Origin of the sequence: Stenotrophomonas ginsengisoli (assembly GCF_001431485.1) — a bacterium.
Classification (GTDB): Bacteria; Pseudomonadota; Gammaproteobacteria; order Xanthomonadales; family Xanthomonadaceae; genus Stenotrophomonas; species Stenotrophomonas ginsengisoli.
Window position 1 is genome coordinate 1 of the sequence record NZ_LDJM01000016.1, and the last position, 23375, is coordinate 23375.

The 23375-nt window shown below is 68.2% G+C and carries 19 protein-coding genes and 1 pseudogene; 12 read left to right on the forward strand and 8 right to left on the reverse strand.

Features of this window, described 5'->3' with window-relative positions:
* Window positions 1-234: 234 nt before the first annotated feature.
* Window positions 235-1422 carry a benzoate/H(+) symporter BenE family transporter gene (locus ABB30_RS06570; protein WP_425477381.1) on the forward strand — a complete coding sequence of 396 codons (1188 nt, stop codon included), beginning with the start codon at window positions 235-237 and terminating at the stop codon, window positions 1420-1422.
* Between the two features lie 9 nt (window positions 1423-1431).
* On the opposite strand, the gene ABB30_RS06575 is transcribed toward ABB30_RS06570, so the two are convergent.
* From ABB30_RS06575 to ABB30_RS06585, 3 genes are all read right to left on the reverse strand, one after another.
* On the reverse strand, window positions 1432-2289 hold the full coding sequence (locus ABB30_RS06575) for a D-hexose-6-phosphate mutarotase (protein ID WP_057637521.1): 858 nt from the start codon (window positions 2287-2289) through the stop codon (window positions 1432-1434).
* Between the two features lie 10 nt (window positions 2290-2299).
* A complete protein-coding gene (locus ABB30_RS06580; protein ID WP_057637522.1) occupies window positions 2300-3556 on the reverse strand; it encodes a lytic murein transglycosylase in 1257 nt (418 codons plus the stop codon).
* An 87-nt stretch (window positions 3557-3643) separates the two neighbouring features.
* Window positions 3644-4036, reverse strand: a complete 393-nt coding sequence (locus ABB30_RS06585) for a YchJ family metal-binding protein (RefSeq protein WP_057637570.1) — start codon at window positions 4034-4036, stop codon at window positions 3644-3646.
* 95 nt (window positions 4037-4131) lie between these two features.
* On the opposite strand from ABB30_RS06585, the gene ABB30_RS06590 reads away from it, so the two are divergent.
* The 6 genes from ABB30_RS06590 to ABB30_RS06615 all read left to right on the forward strand — a co-directional run bounded on the left by ABB30_RS06590 (window position 4132) and on the right by ABB30_RS06615 (window position 10685).
* Window positions 4132-5349, forward strand: a complete 1218-nt coding sequence (locus ABB30_RS06590) for an efflux RND transporter periplasmic adaptor subunit (RefSeq protein WP_083489742.1) — start codon at window positions 4132-4134, stop codon at window positions 5347-5349.
* Between the two features lie 5 nt (window positions 5350-5354).
* Complete coding sequence (locus ABB30_RS06595; RefSeq protein ID WP_057637523.1) at window positions 5355-6557, forward strand: ABC transporter permease; 1203 nt, start codon at window positions 5355-5357, stop codon at window positions 6555-6557.
* Complete coding sequence (locus ABB30_RS06600) at window positions 6550-7254, forward strand: ABC transporter ATP-binding protein (protein ID WP_057637524.1); 705 nt, start codon at window positions 6550-6552, stop codon at window positions 7252-7254. The genes ABB30_RS06595 and ABB30_RS06600 overlap by 8 nt, the downstream gene beginning before the upstream one ends.
* A gap of 70 nt (window positions 7255-7324) precedes the next feature.
* Complete coding sequence (locus ABB30_RS06605) at window positions 7325-8107, forward strand: sulfite exporter TauE/SafE family protein (RefSeq protein ID WP_057637525.1); 783 nt, start codon at window positions 7325-7327, stop codon at window positions 8105-8107.
* Between the two features lie 11 nt (window positions 8108-8118).
* The gene (locus ABB30_RS06610; RefSeq protein WP_057637526.1) at window positions 8119-9729 is read left to right on the forward strand and encodes an EAL domain-containing protein; all 1611 of its coding nucleotides are present in this window, start codon (window positions 8119-8121) and stop codon (window positions 9727-9729) included.
* Window positions 9730-9938: 209 nt separating this feature from the next.
* A complete protein-coding gene (locus ABB30_RS06615; protein ID WP_057637527.1) occupies window positions 9939-10685 on the forward strand; it encodes an SDR family NAD(P)-dependent oxidoreductase in 747 nt (248 codons plus the stop codon).
* A gap of 50 nt (window positions 10686-10735) precedes the next feature.
* On the opposite strand, the gene ABB30_RS06620 is transcribed toward ABB30_RS06615, so the two are convergent.
* The 5 genes and pseudogenes from ABB30_RS06620 to folE form a co-directional block, all read right to left on the reverse strand.
* Window positions 10736-11074, reverse strand: a complete 339-nt coding sequence (locus ABB30_RS06620; protein ID WP_057637528.1) for a YegP family protein — start codon at window positions 11072-11074, stop codon at window positions 10736-10738.
* Window positions 11075-11287: 213 nt separating this feature from the next.
* Window positions 11288-14911 (reverse strand): annotated as a pseudogene (locus ABB30_RS06625) (ATP-binding protein); the annotation flags it as partial.
* Between the two features lie 70 nt (window positions 14912-14981).
* Window positions 14982-15677 carry a DUF4194 domain-containing protein gene (locus tag ABB30_RS06630; protein WP_057637529.1) on the reverse strand — a complete coding sequence of 232 codons (696 nt, stop codon included), beginning with the start codon at window positions 15675-15677 and terminating at the stop codon, window positions 14982-14984.
* Entirely contained in the window at window positions 15664-17133 is a 1470-nt protein-coding gene (locus ABB30_RS06635) for a DUF3375 domain-containing protein (RefSeq protein ID WP_057637530.1), read from the reverse strand. The genes ABB30_RS06630 and ABB30_RS06635 overlap by 14 nt, the downstream gene beginning before the upstream one ends.
* Window positions 17134-17180: 47 nt before the next feature.
* A complete protein-coding gene (gene folE / locus ABB30_RS06640) occupies window positions 17181-17780 on the reverse strand; it encodes a GTP cyclohydrolase I FolE (protein WP_057637531.1) in 600 nt (199 codons plus the stop codon).
* Between the two features lie 256 nt (window positions 17781-18036).
* Between folE and ABB30_RS06645 the strand changes: the two genes are divergently transcribed.
* From ABB30_RS06645 to ABB30_RS06665, 5 genes are all read left to right on the forward strand, one after another.
* Window positions 18037-18492 carry a MarR family winged helix-turn-helix transcriptional regulator gene (locus tag ABB30_RS06645; RefSeq protein ID WP_057637532.1) on the forward strand — a complete coding sequence of 152 codons (456 nt, stop codon included), beginning with the start codon at window positions 18037-18039 and terminating at the stop codon, window positions 18490-18492.
* A gap of 86 nt (window positions 18493-18578) precedes the next feature.
* Window positions 18579-18788, forward strand: coding sequence for a DUF1656 domain-containing protein (locus ABB30_RS06650; protein WP_057637533.1), 210 nt, complete (start codon window positions 18579-18581; stop codon window positions 18786-18788).
* On the forward strand, window positions 18785-19705 hold the full coding sequence (locus tag ABB30_RS06655) for an efflux RND transporter periplasmic adaptor subunit (RefSeq protein WP_057637534.1): 921 nt from the start codon (window positions 18785-18787) through the stop codon (window positions 19703-19705). Before ABB30_RS06650 ends, ABB30_RS06655 begins: the two co-directional genes overlap by 4 nt.
* On the forward strand, window positions 19705-21135 hold the full coding sequence (locus ABB30_RS06660; protein WP_057637535.1) for an efflux transporter outer membrane subunit: 1431 nt from the start codon (window positions 19705-19707) through the stop codon (window positions 21133-21135). Before ABB30_RS06655 ends, ABB30_RS06660 begins: the two co-directional genes overlap by 1 nt.
* A gap of 88 nt (window positions 21136-21223) precedes the next feature.
* Entirely contained in the window at window positions 21224-23278 is a 2055-nt protein-coding gene (locus ABB30_RS06665) for an FUSC family protein (protein WP_057637571.1), read from the forward strand.
* Window positions 23279-23375: the final 97 nt, after the last annotated feature.

Below are 23375 nucleotides of genomic sequence, written 5' to 3' on the forward strand. Positions count from 1 at the left end.
CAGCGCCTGTTCCGTTTCGCGTTGACTTTCGTCGTAGCGAGCCGCCCATTATGGTGGCTTTTTTGTTTTTGTCAACGCTTCATTTCGAAGCGGTGGCCGCGTTGCTGGCGCCAGTGGCTGCCTGCGCGGCGTGGAGTGAATATTAGATCATTTCAGGCTGAGGTCAAGGGTTTTTCACATTTATGACCTTGCGACCAGATTGGGCACAATGCTGGTTCATGCAAGGCCAGGGACCTGCCTGTGACCACTCCCGCTCCCCGCCCCGCCCTGGCGGCCGACATCTCCCTGCAAAGCCTGCTGGCCGGCCTGTTGACGGTACTGGTCAGTGTGGCCAGTTCGGTGGTGATTGTGTTCGAGGCCGCCCGCCAGCTGGGGGCGAACCAGGCCCAGATCAGCTCATGGATGTGGGCACTGGGGCTGGGCCTGGGAGTGAGCTGCATCGCCTTGTCATGGCGTTACCGGCTGCCGGTGGTGACGGCCTGGTCCACCCCGGGGGCTGCGATGCTGGCCGTCGGGGGCACGCACCTGCCCTTGAGCGATGCCATTGGCGCTTTCATGCTCGCTGCGGCCCTGTCTGCCCTGATCGGCTTCACGGGCGTGTTTGCCCGCCTGATGCGGGTGATACCGCCGGCACTGGCTGCCGCGATGCTGGCCGGGGTGCTGCTGCGCTTCGGCCTGGGCCTGTTCGAGCAGCTGCAACAGCAGTGGCTGCTGCCGTTGGCCATGCTGCTGGCCTGGTTGCTGGGCCGCCGCCTGTTGCCGCGCTATGCGGTGCTGGCCAGCCTGGTGGCCGGCCTGGCCCTGTGTCTGGGCCAAGGCCAGCTGACCAGTGGCCCGCTGCCGCTGTCACTGGCTGCACCGATTCTGACCCTGCCCACCTGGTCAGTGCCGGCCACCATCGGCATCGCCCTGCCCCTGCTGGTGGTGACCATGGCCTCGCAGAACCTGCCGGGGGTGGCGGCCCTGCAGGCAGCCGGGTATCGCCCCCCGGTGTCGGCGATCATCGGCTGGATTGGGGTGATCAACCTGGTGCTGGCCCCGTTCGGCGCCTTTGCCCTGAACCTGGCGGCCATCACGGCCGCCATCTGCCTGGGCCCCGATGCCCATCCTGATGCCCGCCGCCGCTATACCGCCGCGATCAGCGCCGGCCTGTTCTACCTGCTGCTGGGCCTGCTCGGCGCTTCCGTGGCGATCGGCCTGGCCGCGCTGCCACCGGCCCTGATTGCCTGCCTGGCCGGCATTGCCCTGTTGGGCACCCTTGGCGGGGCACTGGCCAGCGCGATGGACAACCCGTCATCACACGATGCGGCGCTGGTGACATTCCTGATCACCGCTTCCGACATCAGCCTGCTGGGGGTGGGATCGGCATTCTGGGGATTGCTCGGCGGCCTGCTGACCGCGTGGATGCTGCGCCAGCGCTGAGCGGCACATTCAGGGCAACAACGCGATGTGCTGCTGCAACCGGTGAGACTGACCAGGCAGCAGCAGGCGGGCATCGGCGGCCACGTTGCCCACTTCCAGGCACAGATAGTGCGACCACTGTGCACCGACATCGGCCATCTGCATGGCCAGTTCCGGCCCGGGCGTCCACAGCACCAGATCCGTGCCACCGCTGGCCGTGATCTGGATGCGGCGCGACAGCAGCGGATCGTCGAGTACTACCGGACCGGCAACATTCTGGTAAATCCGGTCGGCGCGGCCGGCGTGCACGGCGGGATCAAACCGCCACGGACCTTGTTGGCGCAGACACCGCCTCGCCTGCAAGGCATCCAGGTAAGACGCAGCCTGGACCCCGGCCACACTGACCCTGGCCACATCCGCCACCTGCAGGTAGGTGTGCAGTGCCTGGGTCAAGGGTTCGGGCACATCTCCTACATTATGCGAAGTGACAACCTGTTCCAGCTCTGTTCCCAGCCACAGCTGTTGATCCACCTGCAGGTGTGGATGCAAGCGCTGTTGTGGCGAAAGGCGCATCCAGACCCGTCCATCCAGCATCAGCTGGGCCCGGTCCAGCTGCCATTGCGCAGTGCGGGCCATGCCATGGGAAGGTGCCGCTGGATCGTGCGGATGCTTGCCGAACCACGGCCAGCACAGCGGAACGCCCCCACGCAGGGGGCGCGGTGCCTGCAGCTGCGCACTGCACCACAACACCTCCTGCTGACCGGCTGGCTGCCAGCTCAGCAGCTGGCCCCCGAAACAGCTGATCCGCGCCACGCACTGTGGCGTGCGTACTTCCCAGACAGGCACATCCCGCCAGCGGGTCTGGGTCACCACGTCCTGCACCAACACGCTCTCCTTTTCAGTTCCGGCTTTCGGTTTCGCCCTTGAGGGCGGCAAGGATCTTCTGCCCGGCGCGGCCATCGGCATTGGCCCAGCCCAGCCGGGTCTGTTCGGCAGCAATGGCCCGCCGGGTCGCACTGCCGATCATGCCGTCGGCCTCGCCGATGGCGTGACCACGGGCCAGCAGCAGCTGCTGCAGCGCGCGCCGCTGGGCCCGGTCCAGGCCCGGGTCATCGGTCGGCCACGGGGTCTGCAGGCCGGGCTGGCCGCGCAGCTGGTTGGCCAGGGTGGCAATGGCCAGGGCGTAACTTTCGGCCGCATTGTAGGAATAGATCGCATCGTAATTGCGGAACACCAGCAGGGCCGGACCATTGCGCCCGGCCGGCAGGATCACCGCGGCACGGTCGGCATCGGCAATGCCATCCACCTGCAGTTCGCCGCCGCCCAGCGGCCTTACCCCCAGCGCGCGCCATTGCGACAGCGGCTGGCGCTTGCTGCGCCCGGCCAGCGCCACGTCGAAAGCGGCCGGCAGGGTCACTTCCACACCCCACGGCTGGCCACTGCGCCAGCCGGCACGTTTGAGGTAGTTGGCAGTGGAGGCCAGCGCATCGGGAATGGAGGCCACCAGATCACGCCGGCCATCACCATCGCCATCCACGGCGATACGCGCATAGGTGCTGGGCATGAACTGGGTATGGCCAAAGGCCCCGGCCCAGGAGCCGGTCAGGCCATCGGCGGACAGGTCGCCGGCAGCCAGCAGCTTGAGCAGGGCCAGCAGTTCGCTGCGGAAGAAGGCCTGACGCCGGCCTTCGCAGCCCAACGTGGCCAGCGACTGCAGCAAGGGCCGCTTGCCGAACACACGGCCGTAATCACTTTCCACTCCCCACACCGCGACCACGGTAGCCGCATCCACCCCATAGCTGGCACTGACCTGCTGCAGCAGGGCGCCGTGCTCGGCCAGACGCTGCTGGCCATCGCTGATGCGCTGGGCATCAACCAGGGCGGCCAGGTAATCCCAGATCGGGGTGGTGAATTCGGGTTGCTGGTCCAGCAGGGGCAACACGCTGCGATCGGCGACAACACCGCCCAGCAGACCCTGCACGCGATCAGCCGGCAGGCCTTGCTGTACGGCACTGGCGGTGATGCCCTGCAGGCAGCGCTGGAAGGCCGCATCGTCAATCGCGGCAGGAGCCACTTGAGCCAGGGCGGGCAAAGGCAGGGCCAGGGCGAGGGCCAGGCCGGTGTGCCGGGCGCGGGAAGCGATGGTCTTGATCATGCCGATCCTTGCGGGGGAGCAAGACCCGATCATACCCACAGCCCGTGTCCGCCGGCCGCTGGCCGATGGGCCAACGGCGCAGGCGCCTTACACCGCGTCCAGGTAGTACCAGTGCGGCGCGATGCGGACAAAACGACTGTGCTCCTCCATCCGCACCGCACTGCCACCGCCAATGCGGTAACGGGCCAGGAACACCACCTCGGCCGTGTCCGGGCCGGTGACGGTGTGCTGCTTGACCGCCAGCCCCAGCCACTGGGTGCGCTGGCCGGCCGGCTCGTCCAGCTGCAATTGGTCAGGACGGGTGTCCGGGTGCCAGCTGGCTCGCACATAGTCGGCATTGCCCAGCACATAGGCGCTGTAGCGCGAACGCATCAAGGCCTCGGCATCGGCCGCCGGCTGACCCAGATGCAGGGGTTCACAGCACTGGGCATAGCTGCGCTCGTGCCCGCACGGGCAGGGAATGGAAACGGGCTTTTTCATCGGCCCATTGTCGGCCAGGCCAGCCCGTGCATCCAGCCGCCGCAAGGAGTGGCGGATATACCTGAATGGAACGAGGCTTCCGCTATGCTTGGCCGATGACTGATTCCCGCCCCCGCCTGCGGCGCTGGAAGGCTGCCGCGCTGCTGCTGGCCGGCCTTGCTGCCGCCACCGTGTTGCTTGGCCGCTGCCGCGGCCCGCAGCTTGATGTCACCCGCATCAACACCCAGGCGCTGGAACAGCGTGTGGTGGCCAGTGGCCGGGTCTCGGCGGTATCGCGGGTGCAGGTCGGCAGCGAAGTGGCCGGGGTGGTGCTGGAGCGGCGGGTCAACGAGGGCGACCGGGTCGAGCCCGGGCAGGTCCTGCTGGTGCTGCGCGCCGATGACCTGGCCGCCAACCTGGCCGAGGCCCGCGCCAGCCTGGCCACCCTGGAACAATCGCGCCGGCCGCAGGCCCAGGCCAGCCTGCGCGAGGCGCAGGCGCAACTGGCCCAGGCCGAACGCGAGTACCAGCGCCGTCAGGCTCTGGGGCAACAGCAGCTGGTGGCGCGTGAATCGGTGGAACAGGCCCGCCAGGCCATGGTCAGTGCCCAGGCCAGCCGCGACCAGGCCCGCAGTGCCTGGCAGGCGCTGGACAACGGGGGCGCCGAGGCCGCCCAGCAGGCCGCGCGTGTGGCCGCGGCACAGGCGGCGCTGGACAAGACCACGGTACGCGCCACCGTGGCCGGTACCGTGCTGACCCGGGCCGTGGAGCCCGGCGACACCGTGCAACCCGGCTCGGTGCTGCTGGAACTGGCCAGCGATGGCCCCACCGAGCTGCGGGTACCGGTGGATGAGAAGAATCTCGGTGTGCTGGCTGTCGGCCAGCACGCGCAGGCGGTGGCCGATGCCTGGCCGGACCGGCCGTTCCCGGCCACGGTGAGCTGGATCGCGCCCAGCGTGGACAGCAGCCGCGGCTCGGTGGAAGTGCGCCTGGAGGTGGATCCGGTGCCGGATTTCCTGCACCAGGACCTGACCGTGTCGGTGAACATCCTCAGCGCGCGCAAGGACCAGGCCCTGGTCGTGCCCAATACCGCCCTGCTCGGCACGGCCAATGGCGGCAGCCAGGCCAGCGTGTGGCAGGTGCGCGATGGCCGCCTGCACCGCACCCCGGTCAGCCTGGGCCTGCGTGGCACCAGCGCCAGCGAGGTGTTGGGCGGGCTGGCGGCCGGCGACCGGGTGGTGATCGACGCGCGCGCCACCCTGCAGCAGGACCAGCGTGTACGCGCCCGTGACGTGCCCACCACCGCCGGTGACCTGCCGGCGCAGGCGGACTGACGCGGATGTGGGTGGAATGGACCCTGGCAGTACGCTTCCTGCGCGAAGGACGCACCCAGTCACTGCTGATCCTGTCCGGCATTGCCATCGGCGTGGCGGTGATCGTGTTCCTGTCGGCGCTGATCAGCGGCCTGCAGGCCAACCTGATCGACCGTACCCTGGGCACCCAGGCCCACATCAAGCTGCAGGCACCGCTGCAACGCAACCATGTGCTGCCGGCAGGCGATGGCGTGGCCACCCTGGTGCTGGAAACCCCGCGCCCGCAACCGCTGCGTTCGATCAACAACTGGCAGCAGCTGCGCGACACCCTGGACGCACAGCCGGACATCACCGCGGTGTCCCCGGTCATTTCCGGGCCGGCGCTGGCGCGGCGCGGTGATGCGCTGGAGTCAGTGGCACTGCTGGGCATTGATGCGCCGCGCTACCTGCGCATCGTGCCGCTGGACCAGAGCCTGGTCCAAGGCCAGTTCCGGGTCGATGCCGGGCAGGTGGTGATCGGCAGCGAACTGGCCCGGGACCTGGGCGCCAGCCGTGGCGACACCCTGCGCCTGGACACCGGCAGTGACAACGACACCCTGCTCACCATCGCCGGCATCTTCGAACTGGGTGTCAGTGAGCTGGATGCCCGCCACGTCTACATGGACCTGCGCCAGGCCCAGGCCCTGCTCGGCCTGCCCGGGGGGGTCACGGTGATCGACCTGCGCGTGGATGACCTGTTCGGCGCCGATGTGATCGCCGAGCGCCTGGGCCGGCTGACCGGCCAGCGCAGCGAGAGCTGGATGCAGAGCAACGCCCAGCTGATGAACGCCCTCAATGCGCAGAGCCAGTCCACCAACATGATCAGCTTCTTCGTGGCGGTGTCGGTGGCCTTCGGCATTGCCAGCGTGCTGTCGGTGAGTGTGGTCCAGCGCACCGGGCAGATCGGCATCCTGCGCGCGATGGGCACCACCGGCCGGCAGATGCTGACCGTCTTCCTGATCCAGGGGGCACTGTATGGCCTGGCCGGCTCGCTGCTGGGCGGCATGGCCGGCTACAGCATGCTCTGGGCCTTCAATACCTTCGGCCCCGGCCTGTTCGCCGCCCCCCTCTCGCCGGCGCTGCTGGCCTGGGCCACGCTGCTGGCCACGGTGACCGGCATGCTTGCCGCCACCGCCCCGGCCCGACGGGCAGCGGCCCTGGACCCGGTGGAGGCCATCGCCCGTGGTTGATGACAGCTCGCCCGTGCTGCAGCTCGATGGCCTGCGCAAGTCCTACAACCTGGGCAAGCCGACCGAGATCGAAGTGCTGCACGGCATCGACCTGTGCCTGCAGCGCGGCGACTTTGCCTGCCTGATCGGCCAGTCCGGCTCGGGCAAGAGCACCCTGCTCAACCTGCTCGGCCTGCTCGACAGCCCCACCGCCGGCGAGCTGACCCTGCTTGGCCAGCCCACCGCACAGATGGACGATGACCGTCGTACCGCCCTGCGCGGGCGCGACATCGGCTTTGTGTTCCAGTTCCACCACCTGATCCCCGCCTTCAGCGCACTGGAAAACGTGCTGATGCCACTGATGGTGCGTACCGGCAAACCCACCGCCGAGCACATCGCACAGGCCCGTGGCCTGCTCGAAGCGGTCGGCCTGGGCCAGTTCACCGAACGCAAGCCGGACCAGCTCTCCGGCGGCCAGCAACAGCGGGTGGCCGTGGCCCGCGCCCTGATCACCCGCCCGGCCCTGCTGCTGGCCGACGAACCCACCGGCAACCTGGACAGCCGCAGCGCCGAAGAGGTGTTTGCCCTGTTCCGCCGGTTCAACCGCGAATTTGGCTGTGCGGTGCTGCTGGTCACCCATGACCCGCGCCTGGCCGAACAATGCGACCGCCAGATCACCCTGGCCGACGGCCGCATCGTGGAGGACGTGCGCCGCTGAAGATCGGCCCGTCGCACCGGCGCCGGTGCATGCGTATGCTGCTGCACCGCCCTAGCTGCCGATTGCCGTCGTGCTGGAACTGCTGCCTGTCGAACTTCCGTGGTTGTTGCTGATCGCCTTCATTGCCGGGGCCGTGGATGCCGCCGTTGGGGGCGGGGGCCTGATCCAGCTGCCGGGCCTGTTCACCGTGCTGCCGCAGCACAACCCGGCCGTGCTGCTGGGCAGCAACAAGTTCACTTCGATGTTCGGCACCGCCACCGCGGCCTGGCGCTACAGCCGGCGCATCCACATCCCGTGGCGGCCGGTGCTGCTGGCCGCGGCCGCCGCCTTTGCCTGCTCCTTTGCCGGGGCCACCGCGGTCAGCCTGCTGCCACGCGATGCGATCCGCCCGCTGATTCTGGTCCTGCTGGTGCTGATCCTGGGCTATACCCTGCTGAAGAAGGATTTCGGTGCCCTGCAACGGCCTACCCATGTCGGCCGGCGTGAGCTGGCCATCGCCGTGGGCCTGGGCGGGGCGATCGGCTTTTACGATGGTTTCTTCGGCCCGGGCACCGGCAGCTTCCTGATCTTCCTGTTCATCCGCTTCTTCGGCATGGACTTCCTGGGGGCTTCGGCCAGCTCGAAGATCGTCAACCTGGCCACCAATGTCGCCGCCCTGTGCTGGTTCGTGCCGGCCGGCCAGGTCCTGCTGGCCATTGCCGTGCCGATGGCCGTGGCCAATGTCGGCGGCGCCCTGGCCGGCAGCTGGCTGGCCATGCGCGGTGGCAGCGGCCTGATCCGGCGATTGTTCCTGGCCCTGGTTTGCATACTCATCCTGCGCATGGCCTGGGATACGCTGCACGCCTTGGCCTGAGTGCACCTCCCATGCCCCTGCATGCGTTCAAACGTCCGCTGCCGCTGATCGTTGCCGCCACCTGTGGCCTGGCTGCCGGGTTGCTGTCTTACCCGGTGCTGCGCATCCAGAGCCAGTCCCGGGTGATCAGCAACGAGTACGCCCAGCTGTCACAGGCGGCCCGTGCCGCCTCGCAGCTGGCCAGCGACACCCAGCAGGCATTGAAGGCACGCGCCCTGGCCCTGGACCTGCCGGCCCAGCCGCCCGGCTGCCCGGCCCAGGTGCAGCAGCAACTGCAGCAGATGCAGCTGGCCACCCCGGGCGCCCCGGCCGCGTTGCGGGTGGAGGACGGCCGCATCAGCTGCGCCAGCCTGCCGGTGCTGGTGAGCCAGGATCCACTGCCGGCCGATTACTACCAGCGCGCCGATGGCACCCGTCTGTGGCACCAGTTGCAATTGCCGGCCGAAGCCAGCCATGGCCCCTATACCCTGCTCGAATTCCAGCAGCTGGCCCTGCTGCTCAAACCCGAAGAGCACTTCGCCCGCTTCCTCGGCGGGGACGCTGCGGTGGCCATCTACGAAAGCCGCCCGCCTTATGGCGCGGCCCTGCGCAGCGGGCAGATACCGCAGCGCTGGCTGCAGGGGCTGCCGGACGGCCTGACCGAACAACAGCAGCAGGACCCGCAGACCGGCGACCTGCTGTTGCGCCGCCTGTCCGGCAGCGGCCAGACCATCCTGCTGGCCAGCCGCCAGGCCAGCCATGTGCAGGCCGCCATCCGCACGGCCGGCCGCTACCTGTGGTCGCAGGCACTGCTGATCGGCCTGGCCTGCATGGTCCTGATCCTGGTGTTCTATCCACGCCAGAGCTCCTCACGCCGCGAGCTGGAACGGGCCCTGCGGCGTGGCCAGATGTTCCTGGTCTACCAGCCCATCGTTGACCTGGGCAGTGGGCGCTGCATCGGTGCCGAAGCCTTGATGCGCTGGCGCCAGAACGACGGCGGGATTGTCGGCCCGGACGTGTTCATCGCCCTGGCCGAACAATTCCAGATCAGCGAGAAGGTCACCGCCCGGGCCTGCCGGATCATTGCCCGGGAAATGCCGGCCTTGCTGCAAGTGCAGGCGGATTTCCGCATCGGCATCAACCTGGCCGCACAGGAACTGTCCACCCACCGCACCGTGCAGCGCCTGGCCGCATTGCGCCAACAGCTGCAACTGGCGCCCTCACAGCTGGTGGTCGAGCTGACCGAGGGCAGCCTGGCCATCGCCGAACAGGCCCTGCCGGTGATCAACCAACTGCGTGCCAACGGCATCAGTGTGGCCATTGATGACTTCGGTACCGGTTATTGCTCGCTGTCCTACCTGGCCACCTACCCATTCGACATCCTCAAGATCGACAAGACCTTTGTCAGCGCTGCCGGCACCGATGCGATCATCGGCCCGATTGCCGAGCACATCGTCAACCTGAGCAAGTCGATGGGGGTGGACGCCCTGGCCGAAGGGGTGGAAACGGCCGAACAGGCCGAACACTTCCGCCGCCAGGGGGTCGCCTTGGCCCAGGGCTACCATTTCGGCGCGCCGATGCCGCTTGCGCAGCTGCTGGACCTGCTGCGCAAGCAAGCGCAAACCGGCACTCCCGGCGCCTGAGCACAGCCTGCCGACCACACCAGCGCATTGATGGTTGCCATCGGTTCAGCGCATTCATTTCGTAAATACATATACAAGGCATTGAAGAAAAAGGCTTTTTACGTCCGCTGTGCGCATGGGCCAGGCGGCCGGCCAAGCGCTTGATCCAGATCAACGCTGTTTTTTCAGGACGCCCGATTCTTGGCCTCCCCCCACGCACCACCACGCCCATGTCCAGCCTCACCGCCCGCCGCATTGCCCTGGTCACCGGCGCCTCCTCCGCCATCGGTGCGGCCATCTGCCGGCAACTGGCCGAGGAGGGCTGCCAGGTCATTGCCGCCGATGTGAACCTGTCCGGTGCCCAGGCGGTGGCCCTGTCGCTGGGGGAGCGGGTGAAGCCGGTGATGCTCGATGTCACCGACCCGGATGCGGTGGCCGCCTGCATCGGGCAGATCCTCAAGCAGTACGGGCGGCTGGACCTGGCCGTGAACAACGCCGGCGTGGCCGGGATCGGCCTGGATACCGGCGAATACCCGTTGGATGAGTGGCATCGCGTGCTCGGTGTGAACCTGCACGGGGTGTTCTACTGCATGAAATACCAGCTCAAGGCGATGCAGGCCCAGGGCGGCGGGATCATCGTCAACATGGCCTCGATGCTCGGCCCGGAGGCCTGCTGGGGTGGCTCGGCCGCCTATGTCGCGGCCAGGCATGCCCTGGTCGGCATGACCCAGAGCGCGGCACGCGAACATGCCAGCCAGGGCATCCGCATCAATGCGGTCGGCCCGGGCTTCATCCAGACCCCGACCCTGGCGGCGATCAAGCCGGACGACTATGCCGCCATGGTCGGCCTGCATCCGGCCGGCCGCCTGGGCAATGCCAGTGAGGTGGCCGAGTTGACCTGCTTCCTGCTGTCCGAGCGTGCCAGCTTCATCAATGGCAGTTACTACGTGATCGACGGCGGCTACAGCGCCCGCTGAAGGCCGGCACCGGCAACGGCCGGCAGGCATCGCCGGCCGCTGCAGGTGGCTCAGGCCCGGGTGAGGTCCTTGACCGTGGCGCTGCCCCCATTGGCCTGCACCGAGGCGATGCCGTTGCGGCAGGCGGCCTCGCTGGCATACAGCTGGCTGCTGCCGATGACCTGGTGGTTGGCCGCCTTGAGGTTGAAATGGTGCTTGCCGTTGCTGGCCACCTTGACCTCGTAACGGGCCGGATCGGCCGCATTGTTCTGCACCGAGGCAATGCCATTGGTGGCACCGGCCTGGTTGGTATACAGCTCACTGGAGAGGATCACCTCGCCATTGCCGGCTTTCAGAACGAACTTGAACTGCCCATTGCTGGCCTTGGCCAGCTCGAACCATCCTGCCATCGATCGCCTCCCCACCTGCCGCCGGATGACAGCCACCCGGAACCCGGCCGGTGCCCGCACCATGGCATGCCGCCGGCCTTCCCTTCAACCGATGGGCGACCGCGGCCGAGGGCCATCACGCACAACGCCGCCTTTGCAGGCGGCGTTGTGGATCACCCCACGCGGCGGATCATTCCCCGCGCGATGTCCCCCGCACAAGCGGGCTTATTTGCCCGCAGGCTTCTTCGCTGCCGTCTTGGCGGAGGTCTTGGCAGCTGCCTTCTTGACCACCGCAGGCTTGGCGGTGGAACGCTTGCTGCTGGCCTTGGCCACCGGACCCGGCTCCTGGGCCATGACATCGTCGGCGGCGGATTGCTCCGGCGCCGTGGCCACCGCGCCGGTTTCAGGCAGTGCGATCACCGGCGGTTCGATCACCGGCAACGGCTCGGCCGCGCCGCCGGACAGCGAACGCGCTGCCCGCAATGCGCTGCCACCGGCACGCTCGGGCAGTTTAAGGCGGGCATGCTCCTCGTCGTATTCGATCAGCAGCACGCCCGAATCGTGGCGGCCGGAAATCTCGACGAAACAGGCACCGCCAATGAACGGCTCCAGGGTCATCACCGACTTCAACGGGGTGGCCACCACCATCTGGAAGCCGAAGTTCTCGAAGATGTTCATCGCCAGAGCGGTGAACTCGTTGTCGGCCTTGTCGAAGGCTTCGTCCAGCACCACCGCGGCATAGCGCGGCAGTTCGCCGTCCTCGCCACCGAGCTGGTAGCGCAGGGCGGCGGCCAGGCAGGTGGTGGCCAGCTTCTGCCGCTGGCCACCGGACTTGCCGGCACCGGAGCGGTAGATTTCCACCTGCTCACGGGTGGCGCCGTCCAGTTCCACACCGATGAACTCCACATGCTGGCGCACGTCCAGCACCTGCTCGCGCCAACGGCGCAGCTCCGATTCCTGGGCGCCGAGACGACGCACCAGGTCGCGCAGGATGGTGAACTGCGACTCGGCCAGCGAGCGGTCCTCGGTCTGCTGGTGGCTCAGCACCGCCCGCAGCTGCAGCTGGAAATCGGCCACTTCCGGCAGTTTGCGGTCGTGCACCTCGATGGTCAGGATGGTGCCGCGGTTGAACGGCACCTGCTCCAGCGAGGCGTTGACCTCGTCCATGCGCTGCTTGATCGCCTTGTGTGCCTCGGCGGTGTGGCGCTGCAGGGCCAGCAGGTTGTTCTTGCTCTGGGTCTGCAGCAGCTCGAAGAAGCGGCCCTCGTGCCGCGGCAGGCCATCGTTCTCCAGGCGCTGCAGGCGGGCCAGGAAGTCCTCGGCACTGGCCAGGGACACGGTGAAGTCGGCGCTGTCCTCCGGCCACTGCTGGACGAAGCGGCGGAAGCAGTCCAGCACCTGGCCGGCCAGCTTGGCATCGCGGCCCTGGCTGGCACCCAGCTCGTCGGCGAGCGCGCGTTCGACCACGCGGAAGTGGCTTTCCAGGCTGTCCAGGTTCAGGCCCGGCAGCACCGCCAGGCGCTCATCGAGCAACGGGCGCTGGGTTTCATCCAGGCCTTCGCTGTCCAGCTTGAGCTGGCACTGCTCGCGCTGCTGCTCCAGGCGGGTACGCTCACGGGCCAGCTGGGCACGCTCCAGGCGCACGTCCTCGTAGGTGCGGCGGGCCTGGTCGCGCAGGCCACGGGCGATGTTGATCTGCTCGGCAATCCTGGCCAGGGCGCTGTCACCCTCGCGCAGGGCCACCAGCTGCTCGTTGATGTCATCGATGCGCTGCAGTCGGCCGGACACATCGATCTCGTCCCACTCGCGCTCGGCCAGGGTGTGCGCGGCCAGCTGCTGCTGCTGCGCGCCCTGACGCTGGCGGCGCAGGGCATCCACATCGGCATCGCAGCTGGCAATGCGCCCGGCCAGCTCCTGCGCCTCGCGCTCGTAGACCCGGCGCTTGTCGCGGTTGTCGTGGCCCAGCATCCACAGCCGGCGGTCGTTGACCGCGTGGCGGTCATCCTTTTCGTAGCGGTCGCCCGGGTGCTTGATCTGGCCTTCGCGGGTCAGGCCACGGTCCTGGTGACGCAGCTGTGCGGCGTTGTCCACACAGGTGTAGTCAAAGCGGCGCAGCAGCTCGTTGTAGACCCAGTCGGCATAGGCGTGGTCACGGATGGTGAGCTTGCTGATCAGCGAGCGGGCATCGGGCTGCTGCGCATGCAGCAGCTCGTTGTCGCGCACGCGGAAGTAGACCAGCTTGGTGCCCAGGTGGGTGCGGTTGACCCAGTCGGCGACCTGCGCGTGGTGCTTTTCATCCACCAGCAGCGACTGCGCAAAGCCGTGCAGCACGCGCTCGATCGCGCCACGCCAGGCCACCTGGTCATCGCGCACCTGCAGCAGCTCGCCGACAAAGGGCAGCATCGCCTCGGAGATGCCGGTGTCCTCGGCCAGGCGGGCACGCAGGTTCTGCAGCGGTGCCGGGATCGAGCTCGGCGCGGCCTTGAGCGAATCCAGCTCGGCGCGCAGTTCGTTGAAACGCTTTTCGTCGGCGCGCCGTTCGCTCATGCGCTCGGCAATGGCCTCGTCCACCGAGCCGGCGCCCTGGCCACCCTCGGCCAGCACCTGGCGGGCGGCCTCGACCTGCTCGGCAAAGCGTGCCGCGTCATCGGCCAGGCTGATGTTCAAATGGCGGCAGGCGCCTTCCAGCTGCTTGCGCCGGCGCAGGCGGTCCTCGACCTCGCGTTCGACCCGGCCGCGCTCGCGCTCCAGCTCGTCCACGCGCTCGCCGCCCTGCTCGCGCTGCTGGCGTTCCAGCTCGACCAGCTTCTGCTCGTGGTTGTCCAGCACCTGCCGGCGCGAACCTTCCTCGCCCTGCAGGCCACGGTCCTGGACCTCGACATCCTTCAGCCGCTCGTTGGTCAGGGCCAGGCGCTTTTCCTCGCGGAAACCGTCCACGCTGTCCTGCAGCGCACGCAGGTCGGCGACCTGGCGGCGCAGTTCCTGCAGCGAGGCATGCAGCTCGCGCGCCGGGCTCAGGGTCTCGACCTGGCGACGGGCAGTGACCACCGCATGGTGGGCGCCATCGAGCTCGGCAAAGTCCTCCACCAGACGGTCGGCGGCTTCGAAGGTGCGCGGCTCGTCGAGCATGAAACCACGCAGAAAACCATTCAGGTCGCCCAGGTTCTTGGCCGACTGGGTCTTGTGCAACAGGCGCAGGGCCATGTCGTTGCCGATGCCCAGCAGGTGGCGGAAGCGCTCGGCATAGCCGGAGAAGCTGTCAAAGTGGGCCACGTCCTCGCCCATGCGCGCACGCAGCTTGCGCATGTCCAGGTCAAAGCCTTCCATCTCGGTGGCGATGTCAAAGCGGCGCGGGATCACCAGGTAGTGCTTGCGCACATCGGCGGCACTGGTGCCGGTGCCGTTGATCCAGAACAGGCGCACGATGGTGACCGCATCACCGCGGGCGTTTTCGTAGCTCAGCGCCAATGCCGTCCAGGTCGCGCCCTTGCGCAGGTACTGGGTGGCAATCTCGCCGGAAGTGCTGTCCTGCTGGTCGGCCCAGGCGCCACGTACATAGGACACCAGGTTGCGGTCACGCCCGGAGCGTTCGGCTTCGCGCGCGGCGGCATTGAAGTCCACGATGCTGGGCGGGGTGAGCAGGGCGCTCATCGCATCGAGCAGGGTCGACTTGCCCGAACCGGAGCGGCCGACGAACAGGAAGCCACGCTCGGCGATCGGCACATCGGTCAGGCCGGAGAACGTGCCCCAGTTGTAGACCTGCAGGCGGCGCATCCGGTACTGGTTGGCGCGCGCGTCGGTGAGCGGGTCATGGAACAGCGCGGCAGCAGGCAGCAGGGTGTGGTTGGTGTTGTCCATCAACGGAATCCTTGGGCGCAGGCGTCAGCGACGCCGGCCGGGGTAATCAGGCAGGAGCAGGCGCGGTCGTTCACTCGGAGAGCAGGTCATCGACCGGGGTGCCACCTTCGCGCAGCTGGCGGTAGGTCTCGCCCAGCACGGCCACGTCTTCGGCCGAGAACATGTGCTTGAGCGCCGGCGAGACCTCGTAGCGGTCCTCGCTGCCACGCAGGCGCGAGAGCAGCTGGTTCTCGCGCATCTTGCCGATGGCCGCGGTCACGCGCTTGGAGAAGCCGGCCTGGTCGGTGGAGATGTTCTTCTGGTAGATGCTCATCGCCTCGACCATCTGCAGCTCTTCCACCACCGCGCGCTCGCCACGGGTATCGGCATCGGCCAGCTGCTGGCGCAAAAACAGCAGCAGCACCGATTCGATGAAGGTCAGCGGCGCGGTACGCAGCAGGCTCGGCGCATCCAGCTCGGCGGTGTCGGCCTGGCGCACGAAGGCAAAGCCGGCGTCGCGGTCCATCACCAGTTCCAGGAACAGGTCGCACAGCAGCGAGCGGATGCCCGGCTCGTTGCGCAGCAGCGCGGCCCACTGCGCCGGCTGGCGCTGGGCATCCACGCTGGGGCCGGCCAGCAGCTGGCAGGCGGCGCGACGGGCGTCATACGGCAGCTCACCGCTGTCACCGAGGAACAGCGGGCCGTTGCCCGGCACCGGGGCATTGCTGCCGGGTACCGGTTCGGGGCTGGCGTCGTGGTCGTGCAGGGTCGAATCAGACCAGTTCATCGCGTTTTTCCTTTACAAACCAGACCTGCGGCACACGGGCACGACGCACGTGGCCATCACCGCCGGTCCATTGCACGGTTTCCCGTTGTTCGGTGGCCACCACACCGTGGCGGGTGGCAATGGAAAGATAGCCAATCACGCTGCCCAGGCCCTGACGTGCCGGGCGCTGCTGCAGCACCTGGCCCAGGCTCAGGCGCGGGGTCTGGCCAAGCAGGAAGTACAGGTCGTCCTTGAGCGAGCGGATGTCGATTTCCGACTGCGCGACCAGGTCGCCGACGCTGTCCAGCGAGATTTCGGCACCGTCGGACCACCAGATGGTCGAATCCACATAGTGGGTGGACGGGTCATGCAGCTTCCACTGGCCGATCGAGCGCAGGCGGCTGGCCGACAGCGGCAGCACATAGCCGGTGGCGGCGGTCGGGCGCAGGTGGTCGCGCAGGCCCAGGGCCTGGCCCTGGGCCTGCTTGAGCAGCTGGTTCAGGCGGCGCTGCTCCAGGAAGCCACGGCTCTGCACGAAGCCACGCAAGCTGCGGGCGAAGTTCTGCATCACATCGTGGACCTGGCCGCCGCGGTCCAGCAGGGTGGCGGTGAAGTTGCGCAGGAAGTTGCGCTCGCCGCGGCCCAGCTTGCGGGTGTAGTTGCGGCTGAGCACCTGCTCCAGCGCATCGTCGAGCTGGCCACTGCGCACCGGGTCGTTGAGCAGGTCCCAGAAGGCCTGGAAGGTACGCCCGGCCTCGGATTCGCCGATCACATCGACGCCGTTGAACAGGCGGTCCAGCACATCGCCACGGGCACCGTCGGCATCGATGATGCTCTCGCGGAAGCGGCGGTTGAGCTGTTCGAAGTCATCGCGCACGCGGCGGAAATCCTCGGCCAGCTCATCGGCCAGACGGATCATGTCGCGGGTGCGTTCCAGCGCGCGCTTGCCATCCAGTGCGGCCACCTTGCCCGAGCTGACCTCGGCAATTTCCGCATCGATGCGGGCACGCTCGGCCTGCAGCACCGCCAGCCGGGCATCCGGGTTGGCTTCGGTCTGCTGGGCCAGCTGGGCCACCTGCTGCATCACCAGCGACAGGCGGCTCTCGGTGGCCACCGCCGCGCTCTGGCCGAGCCCTGCAATGAAGCGGATCGCCTGCAGCGCCTGGCGCGACAGCTCGTATTCCTCCTCGCTGGCCCCTTCGGGCAGGCGGCGTTCCAGCCAGCCCTGGGACAGCCAGTAGGCGGTATAGGCCTGGGCGGTGCGCGGCAGTTCCACGTCCAGCTGGTCGGCATTGAGCGCATCGAGCTGGTTCTGCAGGCGTTCGTGCAGGACCGAGGCACCGAGCCGGCGGTCGCTTTCCATCAACAGGCCCTGCAGCAGGCCGATCAGCACCGGCGCCCGGTCCGAGGCCAGCAACTTCCACAGCGGCTGCTCGCGCAGGCGCTGGTAGGAGGCGATTGTTTCGCGATACTTCATCGGCTGGATCGGTCCCCGGGCCTGTGGTGGATGGGCCAGATGCTGGCTCAGCGGCGGCCGTTGCCGGACTGCACGAACTGCAGGAACTCGGCGCGGGTGCGGGCATCGTCATGGAAGATGCCGAGCATGCGCGAGGTCACCATGCTCACCCCGCGCTTGTGCACGCCACGGGTGGTCATGCACTCATGCGACCCTTCCACCACCACGGCCACGCCCAGCGGCTGCAGCACGTCCTGGATGCAGCTGGCGATCTGCGCGGTCATCTTTTCCTGCACCTGGAAGCGGCGGGCATAGGTTTCCACCACCCGGGCCAGCTTGGAAATGCCCACCACCTTACCGTTGGGGATGTAGCCCACGTGGACACGGCCGATGATCGGCGCCATGTGGTGCTCGCAGTGGCTTTCGTACTCGATGTCGCGCAGCACGATCATTTCGTCGTAGCCGGCCACTTCCTCGAAGGTGCGCGCCATGTATTCGCGCGGGTCCTCGCGGTAGCCACTGAACCAGTCGCCATAGGCCTTGGCCACCCGGCGCGGGGTATCGAGCAGGCCCTCACGGCTGGGGTCTTCACCGGCCCACAGCAGCAGGGTGCGCACGGCCTCCTCGGCTTGGGCCTGGGTGATGGTGGACTTGTCGGAATCGGCCATGACGGACGCTGCCTGAATTACGGGGTGAACATGCTACCAGCCGGGGGCCGACAAGGCATCGACTTTGGCGCAAACCCCTTGCAGCGCAAGGGATTTGCGGGCAAATGGCAAGCTGGGAAGGGGCCACCCGGGCCGCGTCTGCGGCCGCGTTTGCGCAACCACGGCGGGCCCCCGGCGGGCGAAGCTGAAAGCCCGGCCTGCCGCCGCACCGATAGTTCTTGATAGGAGCCAAATAGTTAGTACCCTATCAATCAACATGTACCCGCCATCCGACGAACGCGCACGGCTGTATATCCAGCTGACCACCGGACTGCCCAAGGCAGCCCGCCAGTGGCAGCGCCTGGCAGACCAGCATCTGGCCGAGTTCGGCATCACCCTGGCCTGCGCCATGCCGCTGCTGGTGATCGGACGCGCCGGTGGCGGCATCCGCCAGGTGGAACTGGCCCAGCAACTGAACCTGGAAGGCCCTTCGCTGGTGCGCCTGCTCGACATCCTGGCCAACGATGGCCTGCTGCGCCGCGAAGCGGACCCCGCCGACCGCCGGGCCAACCTGCTGTGGCTGAGCGATGGCGGCCTGGCCCTGGTCAGCCAGCTGGAGCAACGCCTGGTGCGCCTGCGCGGCCAGGTGTTCGGCGACCTCAGTCTGGAAGAACTGCACGTGGTCACCCGGCTGTGGCAACGCCTGGCCGACGCGGCCGACACCACGAGCTGACGCCCCCCTCTTCCGCCAGCTGATCCGCGGCCATGGTCGGCAGCGGGCACCCTCTTCCCCTGCCTGACAGCCAAGCCCTTGCCGCGATGTACGGTGAATTCAACCTCTACGGTGTCTTCGTCCCGACCCTGATCGGAATGATGCTGCTGGCCTATGCCCTCAACAGCGGGGTGAACCTGCTGCTCAAGCGTGCCGGCGCCTACCGCCATATCTGGCACCCCGCCCTGTTCAATCTGACCGTGTACATCCTGGTACTGGGCGGGTTGTTCACTCTCATGCGCTGGACGCAATCGTGAACAAGATCCTCAAACAGCTCTTCCCGGTCATGCTGACCCTGGCCAGCGTGATCCTGGCCCTGCTGGTGCTGCGCCACCTGTGGTCCTACTACATGGATGCCCCGTGGACGCGCGATGCGCATGTCACCGCCGACATCATCCAGGTTGCCCCGGATGTATCGGGCCTGGTCGAGCAGGTTCTGGTCCAGGACAACCAGGCCGTCAAACGCGGCGATGTGCTGTTCGTGATCGACCAGCAGCGCTACCGCATCGCCCTGCAGCAGGCCCGCGCCAGCCTGCACGAGCGCCGCATCGCGGTGGAACAGCTGCGCCGCGAGATTGCCCGTGACCAACGCCTGCAAGACCTGGTGGCGGCCGAGGAGGCCGAGCTGCGACGGGCCCGGCTGCAATCGGCCCAGGCCGCGCTGGGCAGTGCCCAGGCCGCCGTGGACCTGGCCGCGCTGGAGCTGGAGCGCACCCGCGTGCTCAGCCCGCAGGATGGCCACGTCAATGACCGCACCGTGCGCAAGGGTGACTACGTCAACGCCGGGCAGCCGGTGCTGGCCCTGCTCGACACCCACTCCTTCCGCATCGATGGCTACTTCGAGGAAACCCGCCTGGAGGGGGTGCAGCCCGGGCAGCGCGTGGACATCCGCCTGATGGGCGAGTCGCAGCCGCTGCAGGGCCATGTGCAGAGCATCGCTGCCGGCATCGAGGACCGCTACCGCAAGGAAAGCAGCAACCTGCTGCCGGATGTGACCCCGGCCTTCGACTGGGTGCGCCTGGCCCAGCGCATCCCGGTACGCATCGCCATTGACCGCATCCCGGCCGGCGTCACCCTGATTGCCGGCCGCACCGCCACGGTCACCATCGAGCTGGAACGACCCCAGGCCACGGCCGGGCGGACCCCGGCCGCTGCCGACAAGGCCCCACGCTGATGCGCCTGCAGCACCTTGGCCTGGCCCTGGGCCTGGCCAGCCTGGCCGCGTGCCGCACCATCGGCCCGGATTACCAGCTGCCCGAACAATCGGCCTACCGCGACCGGCAAGCCAACGCACCCTTCCAGGACACCGCCAACCCGGCGCTGGCGGCCAATGCCGAGCTGCCCGCACGCTGGTGGGAGCTGTACCACGATGACACCCTCAACGGCCTGATCCGCCAGGCCCTGGCCGACAACCACGAGCTCAAGGTCGCCGCGGCCAACCTGCAGCGCGCCGCCGCGCTGTACCAGCAGGCGCTGGATGTGGGCGGCCTGAAGGGCAACGCCACGGCCGCGGCCAGCCGTGCCCAGATCTCGCCCGAATCCTTCCTGCTCAGCCAGGACCTGCCGACCTTCAACCTGGCCGACGCCAGTTTCAGCCTGTCCCGGCAACTGGACCTGTTCGGCCGGCTCAAGCGCATGGCCGAAGCCGCCGAAGCCGACGAGCAGGCCAGTGCCGCCGCCCTGGACCTGGCCCGGATCAGCGTGGCCGCCCAGGTTGCCGGCAGCTATGCCGAGATCTGCCATGCCAACCACGAGCTGCATGTGGCCGAACACGCGCTGCAGCTGCAGCGCGACAACCTGCAGATGGTGGAGCGTCTGATCAGCGCCGGCCGCGGCACCCCGCAGCAGCGCGCCCAGGCCCATTCCCGGGTTGCCCTCAGCCAGTCCCGGCTGCCGCCACTGCATGCCCACCAGCAGGCCGCGCAGTACCAGCTGGCCGCCCTGCTCGGGCGCGTCCCCGGGCAATTGCCTGCCGCTGTGGCCGATTGCCATCACGCCCCGGAACTGTCCGCCCCGATGCCGATCGGGGACGGCGCCGCCCTGCTCAGCCGCCGCCCGGACATCCGCCAGGCCGAACGCCAGCTGGCCGCTGCCACCGCCCGCGTCGGCGTGGCCATCGGCGAGCTGTACCCGGACATCCGCCTGGGTGCCTCGCTCGGGGCTGCCGGCCTGCTGCAGGATTTCGGCAGCAGCCTGACCCGGCAGTGGTCACTGGGCCCGTTGATCGCCTGGTCGATGCCGACCAAGGGCACGGCCGCACGCATCCAGGCCAGCCAGGCCGGTGCCGAAGCAGCCCTGGCCCGCTTCGATGCCAGCGTGCTGGATGCCCTGCGCCAGACCCAGACCGCCCTGAGCCGCTACGCCCACGACCTGGACCAGCTGCAGGCCATGCAACGGGTGCAGCAGCAGGCGGCCCTGGTGGCCGCACAGGATGCGCGCCTGTACCAGGCCGGCCGCGCCCCGTACCAGGCCCACCTGGAGGCAGAGCTGGCCCTGGCCCTGGCCGAGTCTTCCGTGGCCGATGCCCAGGCCCAGGTGTCGCGTGACCAGATCCAGCTGTTCCTGGCCCTGGGCGGCGGCTGGAACACACCGCCGGCGCCCTGACCGCGGCCCGGGCACCGGCCGGACCAAACCGATTCCTGCGCCTGCCATGGGCGCTTCCCACGACTGCAAACCCAGCAACGAGGTTGCGATGCTGCTGCTTGACCGCCAGGCCTGGATGTTCTCGTTGAGGACCTTCCTGGCCGCCATCGCCGCCCTGTACATCGCCCTGCAGGGCGACCTGGAACGCCCCTACTGGGCCATGGCCACGGTCTATCTGGTGACCCAGCCATGGCTGGGGGCCACCCGCGCCAAGGGCATGTACCGGGTCGGTGGCACCCTGGCCGGCTGTGCAATGGCCCTGTGGATGGTGCCGCAGCTGCTGCAGACGCCCTGGCTGTTTGCCGCGGTGATGTCGCTGTGGCTGTCGGCCTGCGTGTACATCGCCCTGCTCAACCGCGGCCCGCGCGGCTATGCCTTCCTGCTGGCCAGCTATACCTCGGCCATCGTGTGTTTCCCGATGCTGCATGCACCGGAGGACATCTTCGCCACGGTGATCTCGCGCAGCGAGGAAATCCTGCTCGGCACCATGATGGCGGTGCTGTTTGCCGCCCTGTTCTTCCCGCAACCGGTACGCCCGATGCTGCGTGCCCGTATCGACAGCTGGATGGGCGATTCGGCCCAGTGGTGCGCCACGGTGCTGGCCGGCGACAAGGCGCATGCCCCGCACAACCGCCTGGCCGCGGACCTGGCCCAGTTCGAGAGCCTGATCGAGTTCGTGCGCCGCGACAACCCGCGCCATGCCCATACCGCGGTATCCATGCAGCACCTGCACGAGCGCATGTTGATGCTGCTGCCGGTGCTGTCCTCCATCGCCGACCGCCTCAATGCACTGCGCGCGGACAACCGGCCGGAGCTGGCCGACCTGGATGGGCTGATCCACGACATCACCCACTGGCTGACCCTGCCCAGCCAGGACAAGGCCAGCGGATACGAGGCCCTGCGCCAGCGCATCAGCGCACTCAAACCCGACGTTGACGGCCAGCTCGAGCACCTGCAGCAGGTCACCCTGCTGCTGCGCCTGGAAGAGCTGGTGGACCTGTGGCACGACTGCGCCGCCCTGCAGCAGGCCATCGAGCAGGACCACCCGCCCGAAGGCATTGCCCGCTTCCGCATCCGCACCGACAACCGCCAGCAGCGGCCGGCGCGGCACGTTGACCACGGCATGGCCCTGTTTTCCGCTGCCAGCGCCGGGGTCGCCCTGATGTGCTATTGCGCGATCTGGATCCTGCTGGGCTGGGAAGCCGGCAACAGCGGGGCGATGATGGCGGCCATCGTGGCGGCGTATTTCGCCTCGCAGGACGACCCGGTTCCCAGCCAGGTGTCCTTCCTGCTGTGCCTGCTGGCCGCCACCGTGCTGGCCACCATCTACCTGTTCGGCATCCTGCCCTCGGTGCACGAGTTCGGCAGCATCGTGATGGTGCTGGCCGTGGTGTTCGTGCCACTGGGGCTGCTGGTCTACCGCACCCATACCTCGGTGATCGTGTGGCCGCTGATCAACACACTGCTGGCCCAGCTGGGCCTGCATGGGCACTACACCGCCGACCTGGAGGTGTTCCTCAATGCCTCCGCCGCCATGGTGCTGGGCATTACGGTATCGGCGGTGATGACCCGCCAGTTCCGCTCGGTCGGTGCCGAATGGACCGCCCGCCGGCTGGTACGCCAGGGCTGGAAGACCCTGGCCGATGCCGCGCAAGGCCATGGCCAGCAGGACCGGCAGCAGTTCGCCGCACGCATGCTCGATCTGCTCGGCCTGCTGGCTCCGCGCCTGGCGGCCACCCCGCCGGGCAGCAACATCGCCTCGGTGGACATGCTCACCGAGGCCCGGGTGGGGCTGAACATCCTGCAGCTGCGCCGGGCCCGGCTGGGCCTGCCGGCCGAGAACCTGGCCGCGATCGAGGCCATCCTGGCCGACGTGGCCAGCCATTACCGCGCCCAGGTCGCCCAGCGCCGCCCCCTGCCACCGCCCCAGGCCCTGCGCGAGCGGTTGGATGCATCGCTGCTGCGCACCCAGGACGTGGCCGAAGGCAAGGCCCGCGATGAAGCCCTGATCGGTGTGCTCGGCCTGCGTTCGGTGCTGTTTCCGGCCCTGCCGCTGCAGCTCGCAACGCCCACCAAACCATGGAGTTCTGGCACCTGCAGCTAACTCTCGGGTTTTAACCACCCTGCACTTCTTGAAGAGTTTCCCAGCCCGAATTCACTGGTGAATACCCAACAAAAATCGATCTTAAAAACGACACAGC

Bases quoted from the DNA above. Each gene is read 5' to 3' on its own strand.
- ABB30_RS06635 (WP_057637530.1), bottom strand. From the start codon at position 17,133: ATGAAGTATCGCGAAACAATCGCCTCCTACCAGCGCCTGCGCGAGCAG.
- ABB30_RS06630 (WP_057637529.1), bottom strand. From the start codon at position 15,677: ATGAACTGGTCTGATTCGACCCTGCACGACCACGACGCCAGCCCCGAA.
- folE (WP_057637531.1), bottom strand. From the start codon at position 17,780: ATGGCCGATTCCGACAAGTCCACCATCACCCAGGCCCAAGCCGAGGAG.
- ABB30_RS06610 (WP_057637526.1), top strand. From the start codon at position 8,119: ATGCCCCTGCATGCGTTCAAACGTCCGCTGCCGCTGATCGTTGCCGCC.
- ABB30_RS06665 (WP_057637571.1), top strand. From the start codon at position 21,224: ATGCTGCTGCTTGACCGCCAGGCCTGGATGTTCTCGTTGAGGACCTTC.
- ABB30_RS06650 (WP_057637533.1), top strand. From the start codon at position 18,579: ATGTACGGTGAATTCAACCTCTACGGTGTCTTCGTCCCGACCCTGATC.
- ABB30_RS06585 (WP_057637570.1), bottom strand. From the start codon at position 4,036: ATGAAAAAGCCCGTTTCCATTCCCTGCCCGTGCGGGCACGAGCGCAGC.
- ABB30_RS06590 (WP_083489742.1), top strand. From the start codon at position 4,132: ATGACTGATTCCCGCCCCCGCCTGCGGCGCTGGAAGGCTGCCGCGCTG.
- ABB30_RS06615 (WP_057637527.1), top strand. From the start codon at position 9,939: ATGTCCAGCCTCACCGCCCGCCGCATTGCCCTGGTCACCGGCGCCTCC.
- ABB30_RS06595 (WP_057637523.1), top strand. From the start codon at position 5,355: ATGTGGGTGGAATGGACCCTGGCAGTACGCTTCCTGCGCGAAGGACGC.
- ABB30_RS06620 (WP_057637528.1), bottom strand. From the start codon at position 11,074: ATGGCAGGATGGTTCGAGCTGGCCAAGGCCAGCAATGGGCAGTTCAAG.
- ABB30_RS06580 (WP_057637522.1), bottom strand. From the start codon at position 3,556: ATGATCAAGACCATCGCTTCCCGCGCCCGGCACACCGGCCTGGCCCTC.
- ABB30_RS06645 (WP_057637532.1), top strand. From the start codon at position 18,037: ATGTACCCGCCATCCGACGAACGCGCACGGCTGTATATCCAGCTGACC.
- ABB30_RS06660 (WP_057637535.1), top strand. From the start codon at position 19,705: ATGCGCCTGCAGCACCTTGGCCTGGCCCTGGGCCTGGCCAGCCTGGCC.